We start from the raw sequence: 15,672 nt of genomic DNA on the forward strand, positions 1-15,672 counted from the left end.
TTGTAGCATATCCCCCATTGTCTTCCTATTGATCCGGATCTTTTTTTTGCGGCAATTCCCACGCCATTTCCACTACACTTAGAGATGCCCGTGACTGATCAAGCTCTGATCCGCCGGCAGATTCTGCAAGAGAGGTCATGGACGCAAACAAATCCTGAAGAAGTTCATTTTCTGGAGGAGAAGCTATAAGTTCATTAATTGAGTCGTAATTGAGATCCTGAGCCAGAATACTTTGCGTAATGGCAGCTGCAGATTTCACCCATTGGGCATCCTTCTCGCTGAGTTGAAGCTCTGATTCTCCACTTGACACCTGTTTCACGTACAATGGAAGCTGTTCTGTCTGGTACTTTTCTGCAATTGCTTTGGCTGAAGATTCATCAGATGCGGCACCTACCCACAAAGCAATAAAATCTTCATTTAAAGTTTGAATAACTGGCATTTCAGCGGTAATAGCACGGAAATTCGTTTCAGCCGATGCTGCTTCCTTGAAAACACCTGCTTGTACGACCCACATAGACAGTTCCGGCAATGGAACCGCCTCCCCTGAACTCGCGGCTTCTGCGGCTTCTGCAGCCACAGGATCCGTCTGCTCGGTCAGTGCGGTCTGATTCACCCGTTCCGGATCAATGACGGTGAAAGCAATCGTGGCAAACACCGTTGAAACGAAAGCCGCGAAAATAATGGGTCTTCCTTTCTTAATGACACCCTTTATAGAAGAAACTCCTTTCCCCATTTTTTTCTTAGTCAGTTTGGGCAAATAAATGACGGCATTTTGACTCGGCTGATTTTCAATCGGTTGTTCATCTTTTTTTGGGTTGTGCTGGCTCGGCTCCAAATGCATCCTCCTCATGTCCTCTTTGTCCATCAGCCTATCACGGACAAGCCAAAAAAGAACAAGACTTGTGTCGTCCTGTTCCTGAAAAATAGTGACATGATTCGATTAATAAAATAGAAGCTTGAAATAAAGGTCGATCAGATCCTGTCCCCAGAAATACGTAAGGATGGAAGCTGCTGCAATTGACGGCCCGAATGGAACCGGCTCTTTCCTGTTTTTACTTTTCCAGACGATACCCGCAAGCCCTGCAATGGTTCCGATGAGGGTTGCGAGAAAAAAAGACAGTAAAGTCAGTTTTACACCTAGCACCAATCCGATTACAGCGTATAATTTTATATCTCCGCCTCCCATGCCCCCTTTTGACACGATGGCAATCAGCAACAGCAGAGTAAACCCAACACCAGCCCCTAAATAAGCATCCCACCAGGGCGAAAGAGGCTCCACTATTCTGACTGCAAGCAGAGCGATTCCAAAAAAAAGCAGGATTTTGTCAGGAATAATCATATAAGCTAAATCAGATACGGTTATGATGACGAGCAGTGAAATAAATAAAATGGCCGCCGCGAATTCAACCGAAAATTGGTGCACCCAAAACGCATAAGCAAATAATATCCCTGTCAGCATCTCCATGGCGGGATATAAGACAGAAATCTGTGACCTGCATTTTGAGCAGGAGCCTTTTAAAAATATGTATGACAGGACAGGGATCAATTCAAACCATTTTAACTGATGATGGCATTTGGGACAGCTGGACCCGGGAAAAACAATGGATTTCTTCTCCGGCAGCCTAAGTCCTACCACATTATAAAAAGAACCTAGAATTGTTCCGTAGAAAAATAAAACACTTGTGTATACTATCGTCATAACATTCGAGCACCCCTCGTCGACCAGCGTTCAGCTTATTCCATCCTGACAATTCTCTCCCGCGACAATAAAGAAAAAGAAAGGCCTTCACCATTCGAATCCCCGCAGCTTTCATGTGTATATCCTTTTAAGCAGATCAAAAGCGGCTCATTGTTTTTAAAGCTGATAAAGGTAGTATTATCATCCTCAAAAAGGTCGCCGGTATAAGGATCCTTCACCCTTTCAATCAGTCCTTCCCCAATCAGCTCACTGTATGTAACGCGCTCTGTTTCTTCCTTGCCTATTCGGTGGTGATAGGAATACTGCCGTGCTGCCTCTTCTAAGGAATGAGCCGTAGCAAGAAAGGAATCGTGCCTCGATATCATAATGGTTGTCTGCATCATCGCCGCCCCTATACTGAATAGAATTCCTGCAATGACAACGACCGCCAGCACTTCAATAAGTGTAAAGCCATTTTTCTTCCTCATAACGACTCGTCTTCTTCCTCCTGTTCTTCAGGAAACGTTGAAAGTGGCGTTTTCTTTTGAGCCGGGGCTGGAGAATCTATGGACGGAAGGTCCTCTATCAATTCTTCTAAGCCAGGGTAGTAATACGCTCCAATTGTAATAGAAAATGACAGCGTCTCAGCAGAGTCATTGAGCGAAATAACCTCCCCTCTATCGTTAAAGCCAATCTGTTCCACTTCCATAATGCGAGGGAGTTCTTCGATTACAGTTAAAAACCGCTGTAGTTCAAAGTATGTGGGAGACTGCACGGTTAGACTCACCGAAACCTTATGCAAACCTTCCGGGATAAGCGCGAGTTCCTCGGGACTTACAGCCGGAACCGCTGCTGCTTCCTCTTCAGGTTCATCCAGCGGGTTCTCCATTTGAGGCTCTGACTCAGGCTGCAAAGAGGTTGGCGATATTTCTGTTTCTGCAATGGCAATGGATTCAATGAAACTGTTTGATAAGAGCTCCGCTTTCTCAAGATCAAGGATTAGCTGCTCCGTTAAAGGTTTAACCGGTATTTGTGTCTGCAAAGAGGCGCTGTCTGTTAAAACATCTTCAGTTGGACTCTCAATCTGAGTATCAAGCAGGGCGGATACGAGCGCCTCCTCATTTTTAACCAGCTTTTTCTGCTCCGTAATCTCGCTGTTTACCGGGTGAAGCCAGTTTAAATATAAAAAGAGCGGAATGAAAAAAGCTGCTGCTCCAAGCAAAAGGGTAATCAGAAAAGGACGGCTAAATTGACTATTCATCTGTCTCTTCCTCCATCCCGATAGTTTCAGAAAGCTCAATTGTATATTGAGCTACATAACGCGGAAGCACAGCTCCTTCATCATCGCTTGCATCAGTGGTTTCAATCGACTGGATTTCTGACGTTGTGATGCTTGAAACAGCTGCGTTTGCCACCCATTCTGACTGCTGCAATTCAGAGAGGTAGAAAGCCGCTTCTCTGCTTGAATCAAATTGAACACTCAGCACAATAATTCCCGATTCATTATATTGAAAGGATTGAAAAAACCCTCTTTCAGGCAAGCGTTCCGTAAAATGATCCAGTATCGGCACCGTATCAATCGGGTAGGTTTTCATAAATTCGATCGCCATTTCAAGCTGTTCCACTGAACCTGTGCCAGCATTTGCGGTCTGCTGCTGTTCAAGTATTTCTCTTTCCTGAACCACCTGGCTGTATGCCGATTCTGTTCGGTTCAGCTCCTGGGATTTAGTATAGTGGAGAACAGTAATGAAAACGGTAGAAATGACTAAAAAAGCAGCGAGCGGTCCCACAACCCACAGCTGTAACCGCTGCCGGCGCTGTTTTTTCGGCAGAAGATTAATTGAGATCTGCTTCATGCCTCCACCTCTTTTAAGCCCAGCCCTGTCACGATTTCAAATTGATCCGGAAGCATTTCCAGGTCATCCTCAGAATACTCTGGCTGAAATGGATATTGAAATTGCAATGTCAATTCCTGCTTCAGTCCTTCTGCAAAAGCATCCAGATCAGACCAGTCTCCACTTACGTAAACCCGGCTGATCTCCCCGCTTCCCTGATGAATGGAGTAGCGGTAAAAGCTCAGGATCTTTGAAATTTCGCTGTACAATTCCCCGTAGGCTTCTTCTCCACGATCTTCTTCAAATGCAATAGGACGCATAAAATATGGATAGCCCTGATGAAAAATGGAAATTGTCAGCTGCCGTTGGTCAAATCGTAAAATCAGCAGATGATCTTCTTCTTTAATCTCACTATAACGGTCATAATACCGATATAGGGCTAACGGAGAAATATCGGCTGTAACCGGTTCAAGCCCTGCCTTTTCAAGCAGGTCCCGATAGCTTTTGACAACGTCTTCAGGGGACGCAAAAATCAGCAGATCTTTCCCGCTTTCTGTCGGCAGCTTCGCAAAGTCAAAAACTGGCTCATCAAAGGGAAGCTGAATGCGATTCCCAAGCTCCATATATAAATAGCCCTGTATTTCCTGCTGGGACAAATTTTCCTTTAATTCAATCTGCCGGATAATGACAAACGGATCCGGCACAATAAATTGCACTTTTTTATGCTTGATTTTCCAATCAGCCACACACTGCTCCACGATGGATTCCAGCAAGGACAGGTCAACAATTTTCCCTTTTTCAATCACACCTTCTGGAAGAGGGGTGTGAAACGTGTGCTTCGCCTCAAGCGGACTGATCGATTTAAACTCGACCATGCGGATCGCTCTTTCAGTAAACACCATATGGACAAGCTGGTTCGAGCGCTTAAACAATGATTTGAGCATGAGATGTAACTCCTTTGTTGGAAAAATCTGGCATAGTGACTGCAATTTATTGGGGGTAATAGAATAGTAGAAACAGGAGAAAAGCTGGGTGGCTTTTCTCCCTAATTTACTTTCTAAGAATTATCTTCTACAGAATCTCTATCTAAATCTTCTTCAGCCGCGTCAATATTTCTTTCGTCTCCCACTAGAACCACAGAATATTCAACCTGATTAGTTGTATCGTTTTTAGTAGCCTCCACATAAGAACCATCGGGAGCGGCGGTTGCTATTGTAGCGGTGCCTATGTCATATCCATCAGTTTGTTCATCCGGATCTACTAATTCTTCTATATATCCCTCATCTTCCAAATAAGCAAGCGGAATAAATACGTCACCAGTTGTAGGTAAAAGGGTACTATCACCCGCTAAAGCAATCTTCGCCGAACTAATCATCTGCTGAGCATTGGCAACGTGGGCGTCTTTACGTGTATTGTCGATGATTCCTCCAATGGCAGGGATGGCGATTGCGGCAATGATTCCAAGGATAACGACTACGGCTAAAAGCTCAATCAGTGTAAGCCCCTTTTCGTTTTTGAGCATTTTCTTCATTTTCTTAAACATTTTATAGCCTCCATTTCAATTATTGTATCTTTTATACTACTTTATACTACCATAAATGAACAATGAAAAAATACCTATTTTACAATATTTTAAAAATTTTGCACATCGTTAAATATCTCAAACATCGGCACCATGATCGATGTTACGATCGTTCCAACCATGCCTGCCAGTACAACGATCATGATAGGCTCAATCAGGGATTTGAGCTGTTCGGTAGCGTTGTCGACTTCCTTTTCATAGAAGTCTGCGACCTTTCCAAGCATTGAGTCCAAAGCACCTGTTTGTTCTCCGATTTGAATCATCTGAGAAATAAGAGGAGGAAAGGCCCAATGGTTTTTCATCGGTTCTGTTAGCGAATTTCCCTTTTCAAGCGATTCTCTTGATTGCTTAACTACTCTTGCCATCACTTCGTTTTCAACGATGGATTCTGCAATGGTCAGTGCCTGAAGGATCGGAACTGAGCTTGAGAATAAAGAGCTCATAGTTCGGGTTAATCGGGCAAGCACCGCTTTTTGAATTAACTTTCCAAAAAGCGGAATTTTAAGAACAGCATAATCAAAATGATACTTGGTGGACGGATGCTTTTTTACTGCCGACACTACAGCAGCTAGTCCGATCATTGCAGCCACAATTAAATACCACCAGCTGACCATAAACCCGCTCGCGTTTAAAACAAATTGAGTGATCAGCGGAAGCTCGCCGCCGAAGTCAGCAAACATTGTAACGAATGTTGGCACAACTGAGGTTAATAGAAAGATCACGACACCTATGGCGACAAGCCCAACGACGATTGGATAGGACAGCGCTGACTGGATTTTCTTTCTTGTGTTGTACTGCTTTTCATAGTGATCACCCAGCCGTTCCAGTGTCTCATCCAGATTACCGGTTGCTTCTCCTGCCCGTATCATATTGATAAAAAAAGGTTCAAAAATGCGATCAAACTTAACACTTGAATCAGAAAGTGTGTTTCCTTCCCGCAATTCAAGTTCGATGGCAGAAAGAGCTTTTTTCAGCGCCTTGCTTTCCGTTTGCTTCGACAGGATTGCTGTGGCATCAACGACGGTCACACCTGCCTTTAAAAGAGTGGAGAACTGACGGACAAAAATAACCAAATGCTGAAGCTTTACTGGATTTCCGATGGCAAGATCTTTATTTAACAGCGTCTCCTGCTGTTCCTGGATATCCAGCACACGAATGCCGTCTACTGCAAGCTGCTGGATGGCTTCTTTTCGCGTGACCGCTGTGATGATCCCTTTTTTTTGCCCGTATTTTGTTTTGCCTTCGTATTTAAATCGAGCCATTTATTCCGCTCCTTACATATAAGGTTTTGCCGTTTCCAGTGTGATCTTCTCTTTTTGGTATAACTCATTAACACTCGATTGGATCAGCTGCATCCCTTGCGCCATCGAGGTTTGAATCACGGAAGGCAGCTGGTGTATTTTTTCCGTGCGGATTAAATTGGCTACAGCTGAATTGTTCAGCATAACCTCAACAGCAGCGACCCTTCCCTTTTTTTGAGCAAGCGGAAGAAGACGCTGGGAAATGACCGCTTTCAGAACAGATGCAAGCTGAATGCGGACCTGAGGCTGCTGGTCAGCTGGAAATACGTCAATAATTCGTTCAACGGTAGAAGCTGCACTGGATGTGTGCAGCGTAGCCAGAACCAAATGACCGGTTTCTGCTGCGGTAATGGCTGTGTGGATGGTTTCAAGATCCCGCATTTCTCCTACTAAAATAATGTCTGGGTCCTGGCGCAGGGAGCTTCGAAGGCCATTTGAAAATGATTTGGTGTCATAGCCGACCTCCCGCTGGTCAATTAAGCACCCGCCATGACTGTGCAGGTATTCTATCGGATCTTCTAAGGTAATAATATGTTTTTTCATGGTGTCATTCATGAATTGAATCATGGAAGCAAGTGTGGTGGACTTGCCGCTGCCGGTTGGTCCTGTCACTAAAATAAGCCCCTGAGAAAGCTGGCAGATGTCCTGAATCACAACGGGAAGCTGAAGACTTTGAAGAGTTGGAATGGAGGAGGGGATCACACGAATCGCCATAGAAATACAATTTCTTTGATGATACGCATTAATCCGGAAGCGCGACACTCCAGGGAGCCCGTATGAAAAATCAAGCTCCCCATTTTCTTCAAACTGCTCCCATTTCCCTTTTGGAAAAATGGCTTTTGCCATATTTTCTGTATGGCCACCGGTCAGTTTTTCTTTTCCTAATCTTTTCAGACTTCCATCAATGCGAAGGACAGGCGGCGATCCAACAGTTAAATGCAGATCAGAGGCATTCAGTTCGAAGGCGGATTTTAAAAGATAATGGATTTGCTCTATCATGTTCGATCTCCTATTCCATTGCGACGCGCAGAATTTCTTCTGTCGTTGTGATCCCCTGTTTTACTTTTAACAGACCGTCATCAAGCAAAAAAATGGTTTTATTTTTAATGGCAATTTCACGAAGCTTGGAAAAAGCATCATTATTTAAAATAACTCTTCTCATTTCTTCGTCAATTTCAAGGACTTCATGAATCGCAATCCGCCCCTTGTAGCCTGTCATATTGCAGGAAGCACAGCCGCTGCCTTTAGTGACGGTTTCAAGGGTGAGGCCCCTTTTAGCAAAAATGTCTTTTTCCCGTTGAGAAGGCTGCATTTTTTCAGCACAGTCCCGGCAAACTTTACGTACAAGCCGCTGAGCAACCACTCCGCTTAATGACGAAGCGATAAGAAACGGCTCAACATCCATATCAAAAAGCCGCGTGATGGTGCTTAGTGAATCATTTGTATGGATGGTTGACAGCACAAGATGGCCGGTTAAGGAAGCTCGTATCGCAACCTCTGCTGTTTCCTGATCCCGTATTTCCCCCACCATGATGATATTGGGATCCTGACGCAAAATGGCACGCAGCCCCGCAGCAAATGTAAGTCCCACATTGGAATTCATCTGTATCTGATTAATTCCTTCCATTTGATACTCAACAGGGTCTTCCACGGTAATGATGTTGACATCTTCACTGTTTAATTTGTTCAGCGCTGCATACAATGTGGAGGATTTACCCGATCCAGTCGGTCCAGTAATCAGGACAATGCCTGTCGGTTTATCGATCATGGACGTGAAGCGCTTTAGATTTAAAGGGTTAAAACCGAGTGTATGCAAATCATTTAATGAACTGCTAAGATCCAAAATACGCAGCACAAGCTTTTCTCCATAAACCGTAGGAAGTGTAGATACACGCAAATCGATCGGCTTATAATCCACATTAATTTTAATCCGTCCATCCTGCGGTACACGCTGCTCTGTAATGTCCATATTGGCAAGTATTTTAATGCGAGCGGTCAGCATGCCCTGAATATGCTTCGGGAGTATTCGTTCTGTTCTAAGTACACCATCCACTCTGATCCGGAACAGAACCTTTGTTTCCTGCGGATCAATATGAATATCACTTGCTTTTTGAGAGGTTGCAGAAGATAAAAGCTGGTTTACAAGGCGGATAATCGGGGATTCCATATCCGTTAAATCCTGATTGGTAATCTCCTGCTTGTCTTCAAGCTTGAGTTCCTCGAAGCCCTCTTCAGTCTCATAATATTTATTAATGGACCGGATGATATCGTCTTTCGTAGAGATAACAGGTTTTATATTGAAGCCTGTAGACAGCCGCAGATCCTCTATTATGAAATAGTCCATCGGATCCGCCATGGCAACGTAAAGCTTGTCTCCTTCTTTTTTCAAGGGGATGATTAAGTTGCGCTGCGCCTGCTCTTTCTGTATGAGCGTAAAGAGATTCGTGTCTATTGGGTAGCGGTACAGGCTGACCTGTTCAATTCCAAGCTGAATCTCAAGTACTTCAATAAGCTGCTGTTCGGTGATAAACCCTCTTTCAAGAAGCGCATCTCCGAGTTTCATATGCTGCTGCTTTTCAGCAAGCGTGACGGTAAGCTGCTCAGATGTTAAAACCCCTGCTTCAATCAGCATATCTCCAAGCCGTTTCCGTTGCTGTATGGACATTATGACACCCCGATTTCAGTATTAATCAGCTATTTATCTTCTTCGTCTTCTTCATTCTCAGATTTTTGAGAAGTTCCCTGATCAGATCTATCTTCTTTTTGTTCCTCTTGTTTTTCGTTTTGTGACTCATCACCGGCCGGACCTTGAGGTTCAGGTGCTGATGAACCATCTGCTGATTGTTCTTCCTCTGTCTCACCGCTTAATTCTGTATCCTGCGTGTCATCGGATCCTGACCCATCTACAGGGTTCTCACTTTCTACTGAAACAGAAGGAGAATCATCCTGTTCGATCCTGATTTCAGGACGCTCCAGGCTTTTGATTTCAACCCGGTGTACTGGCGGATAGAAGTCCTCATACAACAGGTTTTTTTCAACCTCTGCTCCTGCTGCGTCCAGCACCCGCTGATACATAGGAATCAAATATCCATCGCTGCCCTCTTCTGATATTCTTGTGACATTGGACTGAACAAAGGGACTGTACTGGTTAATAATTTTCGGTTTGATCGTTTGAATGTCATCTGCGGCCGACTCATATGAATGAGAATGCTGCTGTCCATTAATCCGTACATAAAGCGACTGCTGTACAATCTCCATTTCCAGGGTGACCGGTGCTGATGAATCATTCATGAATTTATAATCACGGCTGGATTCTCTCTCTACTTTAGCTTCTTTGCCCCTTTCTGCCCATGCAGGCAGGGACAGAGAGATTGAACGCTCTGTAACCGTCAAAGGTGAATCGATGACAGCACTGTGGATAACACTTGCCAGCTGGGAGAATTCCTCATCGGTTAAAAACTCCTCGCCATAAGCAGATGCGAGAGAAAGTATGGAAAAGGTACCGCCGGATTCAATCGGCACTATTTTATGTTCTTCCACAAAAAGCTGCTGGTTTCCCGAGAGTGTAAAATCACCTGCTTCTTCTGTTATGATTGATTGTTCTTTGTCATCCGGCAGAAGGGCGGTTAAGGGAATCATCACTGTTTCCTCAGTAAAAAGAACCTGTACATTCTTTTCAATTTCAAACTGCAGCTTTGCAGGATCCACCCACTCAGACGCAGGGACAGAAAGATCCTGTTCAATGCCGATTAAAATCTCCTGAATATCCAATTTGACCTTTAGCGGGTTTGACTGTTGATCTAAAGCAGCTTCAACTGACTCCTCGAACAGAAAATGAACCAGGGACAATTCGACGGGGCTTGTTTGTTCGTTTTCAGCAATCACTAAAGATACTTGTTCTTTCCAGGTCTGGGTGTCATCAATAAGAGCAATGACCGCTTCATCCCGGTTCATACCTCCAACATCTACTCCGCCTATTTGGGTATCCTCTTCAAAAACGCTTGAGCCGCCGGGCAAGCCGGGAAGGATTTTAGGACCAGCCTGTGAGGTTCCGTAAATAATGAAGAAGGAAAGAAATCCGGTAAGCAGTAATTTTACAATCTGGCTGTTCCCCATTCCCAACACCCACTTTCCTTTAGTTTACTGAGGTAGCCAATTTGGCAAAAACTGCGGGTCCTTTGCGCTGGGCAAGCTCAATATCTGCTTTTGTCAGCTCACTGCCTGCATGCAAAATGGAAATCCCCTTGTCATCCTTCACATCGGTCGTTAATTTACGGCCCACCAATAAGCTGCTTTGCTTGTCTTTGATCTGAGAAAGCAGGGTAACACCTTCCGGCTCCTGTTCAGCTGCAGGTGCTTCTTCTTCAAAAAGAGAAGATTGAAATGAACTGTAGGCCGCTTCTTCAAGCACGATAATGTCTTTTCCGTACGTAATAACCATTTCCGCTTTCAGGTAGCCTCTTTGCTGTGCGGATTCTATTTCAAGATGCTCTATCAAGCCGCTGTCTTCATTGAAATAATAGTCTTTTATTTCTCCTATTAGCCTTCCTTTTTTACTCATTGCTTTTGTTTCTGTAATGGAAATTTTCCGGTTTAGCAATTGATTAGCTAATGGAATTTCATTTAAATCAATAATGGCACTGCTTTGCTCAACTGTTACAGCATATTCACCAAGTCCGATAATTTTTTTGAACGGAATCGCCCGTACACTTGTCTGCCAGTCCTCGTGCTCAATTGCAATAAAGTCCACAGATCTTTTTTCAGGATTCACGACAATCGACTTCACTGTTCCAATTTCCAAACCGTCCGTGATGGAGATAACGGGAAGACCGATTAATTCTGTACTGTTTTTCATAAATAACCACACCTATTCTTTTCAATTTTTAATCTATTATCCATTGACCTTTGAGTGAGCGATAAATTCTCCGAACATCTTAATTTCCTCTGTTACTGCAGCGTAGATGCTGAACTCATCAGCCATTTCTTCTGCAATCTGTGCTGCGCGGTTCATTTCCTTCTTTTCAATCAGGTAAAGCAGGAAGTGGCGGTACAAAGCTAATTTTTGTTCCTGGGCAAGCGGCAGCACGATGACGCTTCTGATTGAATCTTCGTATTCAGAAGCAGAAAGCGACGCCTGCATGAAAGAAAACTGATCAAGAATGGTTTGGAACAACTCAGGACCAATAACAGCCGGCTGAGGTTTTGCTGCAGAGCTTTCCTTAGAAGCTGGAGCCATTACCTCTTGTTCAGTAAATACTTCCTGTGCTTCGCTTGCAGCTTCAATTACTGGTAAAGGTTCGGTTTCCGCTCCGGCAGAATCCTCTTTGTACGGTTCAGACAATGGTTGTTCCAAGTCAGGCTCAGCTGTTAAATCAGGCTCTGATTTTTGCGGAGAATAATCTTCCTTCAAATCAGTTTTATCTTCTTCGTCTTTTTCAAGATTAATAGATTCAGCTTCTGCCGCTTGAGGCTGATCACTTTCGTCTTCTTTCTTTTCCAAAGAAAAGGTAAAGGAATGCATTAATTCTTCATTATCTTCAGCTGCAAATGAGATACTTTCTTCATCAAGTGCTGAATCGCCATCTTCTTTTTCATCAGCGATGGCAGTTTCGGATGAAACAGCAGCTTCAAGCCATGAACGGTTAAAGGCAGTTTCATCCATTCCCTCATTTGGGTTTTCAGCGGTCTCTATTATATTATCGTCTTCTTTCGGCAAATCATTGAGCATTATTTTATTTCTTGTATCCAAAAAGGAAGCTACTTCGTCCTCCTCTTCTTTTGTTTCCGGCTCATAATAATGATCAATTTTTTCCGCTGTATTCTTCTCGATTTCTACATCCTGACCTGGGTTTTCATCGATCTTGCTTGCCGGCTCTACGATACCTATTTCTTCATCGGCTGAAGGATTCAGCTCTTCCTCCGCAGACTTTTCTTCTTCAGGGGCAGGAGCTAAGAACCAGTCTAACTCACTTTTACTAAGCTCTTTGGATTCATATGATTCTTTTATCCCCGTATTTTCTTCTATCTCTTCCTCGTAGTCCTTGTATCCTTTTGGTGCGTAAGGTCCAGCAGGAATGGGTTCAGAAAAAGAAAATATATCCTGATCCTCCTCCTCTTCTTTAAAAATCCCTGCCGCTGCACGGGGAAGCAAAATGGCAGCCGCAATCGTTAGCATGGAGCCGATCAGCACACTTTGAAGGGTATTTATAAATGGCTGGAGAGCAATCGCAGCAAACGCTGATAAAAGAGCTGCTCCTGCAAGCAGCAATCTTCCTGCAACTGAAAAACCAATAGGAATAAAATACAATACAGGGATAAGCAGTAGCATGCCGACAGCAGCAAAAATATATGAAGCCATTACTTCACTCCTAAAAAGTAGAATTAGTACTTATGATTTATATATAAAATATTGTATAATAAAGTTAACTAAATTGAAAGAAGTGAAAAAGATTGAAAATAGAACTTTTTTCAAATAATAAAGCGTTCTCACTGCTTGAAGTGCTGGTATCTATCACATTACTGAATATAATTGTTTTTTCTTTACTAACCTTCTTTTTAAATTCCTACCAATTTACTTTTTCCAATCAAGACAATACGGTCGGCGTGAACGTAGCTAAAAATGTCGTTACTTATATCGAAAATCAGGACTTTCAGCATGTAAGGGATTATTTTCACCAGCAAGGATTATCGGAATTGGAACTGACTATTGATTCCTGCAGCGCTGTGATCAACGGATCTTTATTATTTGGCCAGGAAGAAATATGCCGTTCCAATTTCAGTCCCGTTATTAATAATCAGACCTATTCCGTTTTTGTTACACTCACTGAATTTGAAGGCTCGAATGAACAGGAGACAGAAGAGATGAAAAGCGAATTGATTCCTATAGAAGCTTCTGTTCAGTGGGAAAGAAAACGCATGGAGGAAGTACTGGTTAGAGGAGTGCTGCGGAATGAATAGGATGAACAACAAAGGAATGACCCTAGTAGAACTGCTCACAGGATTGGCCGTATCTTCCATCTTCATAGTGTCCATTTATGGAGTGTTTATTTCCGGCTACAGCCTTTATGAAAAAACGTCTTCCTTGGGTAGTGCGCGGGATGAGACGGACTATATCGCTACGATGATTTTTAATGAAATGTCTGAACAGAAACCTGATTTTGTTGAACCTTATTCAAACGGGAACCAAAAGGGTGTAAAGCTGATCCGGTTATCTGACAAGGAAGTGGAAAGTTATTTAATACGTCAGCCTGATACTTCTGATGATACATATATCTACTTTGAAGAAAACAAAATCTGGATTGACACCATTACCAAAGAAGAAAAAGAAACGTATGGTAGTGCGATTGCTGCGGGTGATGAACCGGAGCTTGTATTAGAGGGGGAAACCATTCAGATTTTAACCGGATCAGATCAGAGCTTTCTTCAGCTGCGCTGCTCATCAGAAGCGTGTAATGAGCGTGAATCAAATGGGATTATTGAACTTGAGCTTGCTATTTTACCTCAAAACGAACGGGTGGCGGAGCGTATGAATCCTGTGACATTGCAATCGAGTTTCGGCTTTTAAGAAGGAGGGATTTCATTGAAAAAAGAAGACGGCTACACCCTCCTGACGGTGATGCTGATCATACTGGTATTCACCACACTAGGTGCAGCCATTTTAACAGCGACAATAGGCGGGGCAAAAAGAACCGAGATTAGAGAGGAAACCATCGTACAGGATTCTGAAGCGATAAAATCAATTGAAGAAGGGGTGGCAGTTTTAAAAAACAGAATTCAGCAATTCCCATTTTCTCCACCTGGGCCTTTTTATCAAAACGAACTTGATACGATGATCTCAGCTCTTCTAACCCAACACTCTACTCTGGAAATTATCGATGCTTCCTCCGAGCACACTCTCGATCCCGTCACAGAGTATACGAGAGTTTATGAGGTAAGCAGCAAAGGATACAAGCAAAACTTTTCTAAAACGATTTATATAACAGCTATGCCCGGTTTTTTAAAGTATGGAGCCGGTGCCAGAGATACGCTGAGCCTGCATGGGGGAATGTACATTGATGGGGACATCTATGCTGACAAGCAATTGTTTATTTCTGACGAAGCAAAGTATAAATATGAAGGAAACAGTAAAACGGTTGTGAGTTACTTTCCTACTGTAGAAAAAAATTCCCAGTTGATTGTAAATGGGGTTGCGGCAAGCTGCAAAAGCGGTCCTGCCTCCCCTTGCTTTGATTCAACTTTAAAAAGATCCGTTCACTGGCTGCCGAAAACGGCTGATGAAATGATCCGTGATGCGTTTAGCGTACAAGCTCCTGCCATAGGCTCAGACAGCGGCTATATTGATGTCAGACTCCTTCCCACTGTTACTTCCAAATTAAAAGAAATGGATTCGTCTTTTACAGAGGAGCAGACGGAGATGCTTGCTGCGGGCGGGGACCTGCTGACTATAAAGGGGCAGGAGACTGTCGGGCGGACGCTTACAAAAAATGAATATCAGAACCAGCTGACATCAGATACGGTGCTGCATGAAGAAAATGTGATCGGCGAGCTGGAGCCTGAAAAAAACCACTTGTTTTTGAAAGACTCTTATCTGAATACTGACTCTGTAACACTGAACAATGATAAATGGATGGTTGTCATGGGTGATCTTATCCTAGAAAGTGCTGCTCAGGAGGAGGCACTTATTCAGGCTAATATGATTGTATTTGGCGATGTGGTGATCAGAGGGGATCATCAAATGGATTCAGTTATGTATGTGTTGGGTTCCACCACTATTTTTAATGCAAATATAAAAAAAATAAACGGAGATGGAGAGCTTATTTTAATGAGCAGAGGAAGACTCGATATTGCCCTGTTAAACTCTTTCAGCAATCCGGAAAGCTTTAATGAATTTCCCAACCAGCTGAATGCTTTTCTTTACACAGATGAAGATGCTGAAATATATTCAGTCGGATCATATGTTTATGTAGAAGGCGGAATCTTCAGCAAAGGCTCTCTTGAATTTAACAGTTTCAGAGGAGATACGGTCCAGGGAGCGGATGATATTTTATTTTCCCTGGCAGACCCGGAAAATGAAGGAGAGGATTACTATAGCAAATCCCGCTTATTTATCCGCAATGATCAGCGCCTTTTTATAGATAAACAGCAGGCTCTCCCGGCAGTAGAAAAACTGGATGTTATAGAGGAGCCTTATAGAAAAATAAATTAATCTCCTTCAAGAACATGGGAGTGCATCGTATGCAAGCAAAAAGAGGCTGGGACACAAAAGTGTCTCAGCCT

General features: G+C 43.3%; 16 protein-coding genes. 3 read left to right on the forward strand and 13 right to left on the reverse strand.

Going from position 1 to position 15,672, the window contains the following annotated elements:
- Positions 1–25: 25 nt before the first annotated feature.
- The 13 genes from ACQCT8_RS06170 to ACQCT8_RS06230 all read right to left on the reverse strand — a co-directional run bounded on the left by ACQCT8_RS06170 (position 26) and on the right by ACQCT8_RS06230 (position 12,754).
- Positions 26–835, reverse strand: coding sequence for a hypothetical protein (locus tag ACQCT8_RS06170; RefSeq protein ID WP_426869439.1), 810 nt, complete (start codon positions 833–835; stop codon positions 26–28).
- A 105-nt stretch (positions 836–940) separates the two neighbouring features.
- Positions 941–1,699: a prepilin peptidase gene (locus ACQCT8_RS06175; protein ID WP_426869441.1), complete on the reverse strand. Its 759-nt coding sequence runs from the start codon at positions 1,697–1,699 to the stop codon at positions 941–943.
- Positions 1,700–1,734: 35 nt separating this feature from the next.
- Positions 1,735–2,166, reverse strand: a complete 432-nt coding sequence (locus ACQCT8_RS06180; protein ID WP_426869443.1) for a type II secretion system protein — start codon at positions 2,164–2,166, stop codon at positions 1,735–1,737.
- Positions 2,163–2,939, reverse strand: a complete 777-nt coding sequence (locus ACQCT8_RS06185; RefSeq protein WP_426869444.1) for a hypothetical protein — start codon at positions 2,937–2,939, stop codon at positions 2,163–2,165. The genes ACQCT8_RS06180 and ACQCT8_RS06185 overlap by 4 nt, the downstream gene beginning before the upstream one ends.
- The gene (locus ACQCT8_RS06190; RefSeq protein ID WP_426869446.1) at positions 2,932–3,534 is read right to left on the reverse strand and encodes a PilN domain-containing protein; all 603 of its coding nucleotides are present in this window, start codon (positions 3,532–3,534) and stop codon (positions 2,932–2,934) included. The genes ACQCT8_RS06185 and ACQCT8_RS06190 overlap by 8 nt, the downstream gene beginning before the upstream one ends.
- Positions 3,531–4,457, reverse strand: coding sequence for a type IV pilus biogenesis protein PilM (gene pilM / locus ACQCT8_RS06195; protein WP_426869447.1), 927 nt, complete (start codon positions 4,455–4,457; stop codon positions 3,531–3,533). The genes ACQCT8_RS06190 and pilM overlap by 4 nt, the downstream gene beginning before the upstream one ends.
- Positions 4,458–4,570: 113 nt before the next feature.
- The gene (locus tag ACQCT8_RS06200) at positions 4,571–5,056 is read right to left on the reverse strand and encodes a prepilin-type N-terminal cleavage/methylation domain-containing protein (protein ID WP_426869449.1); all 486 of its coding nucleotides are present in this window, start codon (positions 5,054–5,056) and stop codon (positions 4,571–4,573) included.
- 89 nt (positions 5,057–5,145) lie between these two features.
- Positions 5,146–6,357, reverse strand: coding sequence for a type II secretion system F family protein (locus ACQCT8_RS06205; protein ID WP_426869451.1), 1,212 nt, complete (start codon positions 6,355–6,357; stop codon positions 5,146–5,148).
- A gap of 12 nt (positions 6,358–6,369) precedes the next feature.
- Positions 6,370–7,395, reverse strand: a complete 1,026-nt coding sequence (locus ACQCT8_RS06210) for a type IV pilus twitching motility protein PilT (protein ID WP_426869453.1) — start codon at positions 7,393–7,395, stop codon at positions 6,370–6,372.
- Positions 7,396–7,405: 10 nt separating this feature from the next.
- Positions 7,406–9,061, reverse strand: coding sequence for a GspE/PulE family protein (locus ACQCT8_RS06215; protein WP_426869455.1), 1,656 nt, complete (start codon positions 9,059–9,061; stop codon positions 7,406–7,408).
- A gap of 29 nt (positions 9,062–9,090) precedes the next feature.
- Positions 9,091–10,512: a VanW family protein gene (locus tag ACQCT8_RS06220; protein WP_426869457.1), complete on the reverse strand. Its 1,422-nt coding sequence runs from the start codon at positions 10,510–10,512 to the stop codon at positions 9,091–9,093.
- Between the two features lie 19 nt (positions 10,513–10,531).
- The gene (locus ACQCT8_RS06225; protein ID WP_426869459.1) at positions 10,532–11,251 is read right to left on the reverse strand and encodes a PRC-barrel domain-containing protein; all 720 of its coding nucleotides are present in this window, start codon (positions 11,249–11,251) and stop codon (positions 10,532–10,534) included.
- Positions 11,252–11,287: 36 nt separating this feature from the next.
- Positions 11,288–12,754 (reverse strand): hypothetical protein, encoded by a 1,467-nt coding sequence (locus ACQCT8_RS06230; RefSeq protein ID WP_426869461.1) that lies wholly within the window; start codon positions 12,752–12,754, stop codon positions 11,288–11,290.
- A 92-nt stretch (positions 12,755–12,846) separates the two neighbouring features.
- Here ACQCT8_RS06230 and ACQCT8_RS06235 point away from each other — a divergent pair, with 92 nt between their 5' ends.
- The 3 genes from ACQCT8_RS06235 to ACQCT8_RS06245 are packed head-to-tail and all read left to right on the forward strand — an operon-like array spanning position 12,847 to position 15,601.
- A complete protein-coding gene (locus ACQCT8_RS06235; RefSeq protein WP_426869463.1) occupies positions 12,847–13,353 on the forward strand; it encodes a type IV pilus modification PilV family protein in 507 nt (168 codons plus the stop codon).
- Entirely contained in the window at positions 13,346–13,960 is a 615-nt protein-coding gene (locus ACQCT8_RS06240) for a PilW family protein (RefSeq protein WP_426869464.1), read from the forward strand. The genes ACQCT8_RS06235 and ACQCT8_RS06240 overlap by 8 nt, the downstream gene beginning before the upstream one ends.
- Positions 13,961–13,975: 15 nt before the next feature.
- Positions 13,976–15,601 carry a hypothetical protein gene (locus ACQCT8_RS06245; protein WP_426869466.1) on the forward strand — a complete coding sequence of 542 codons (1,626 nt, stop codon included), beginning with the start codon at positions 13,976–13,978 and terminating at the stop codon, positions 15,599–15,601.
- Positions 15,602–15,672: the final 71 nt, after the last annotated feature.

The organism is Jeotgalibacillus proteolyticus, from assembly GCF_050107735.1.
Classification (GTDB): Bacteria; Bacillota; Bacilli; order Bacillales; family Jeotgalibacillaceae; genus Jeotgalibacillus; species Jeotgalibacillus proteolyticus_A.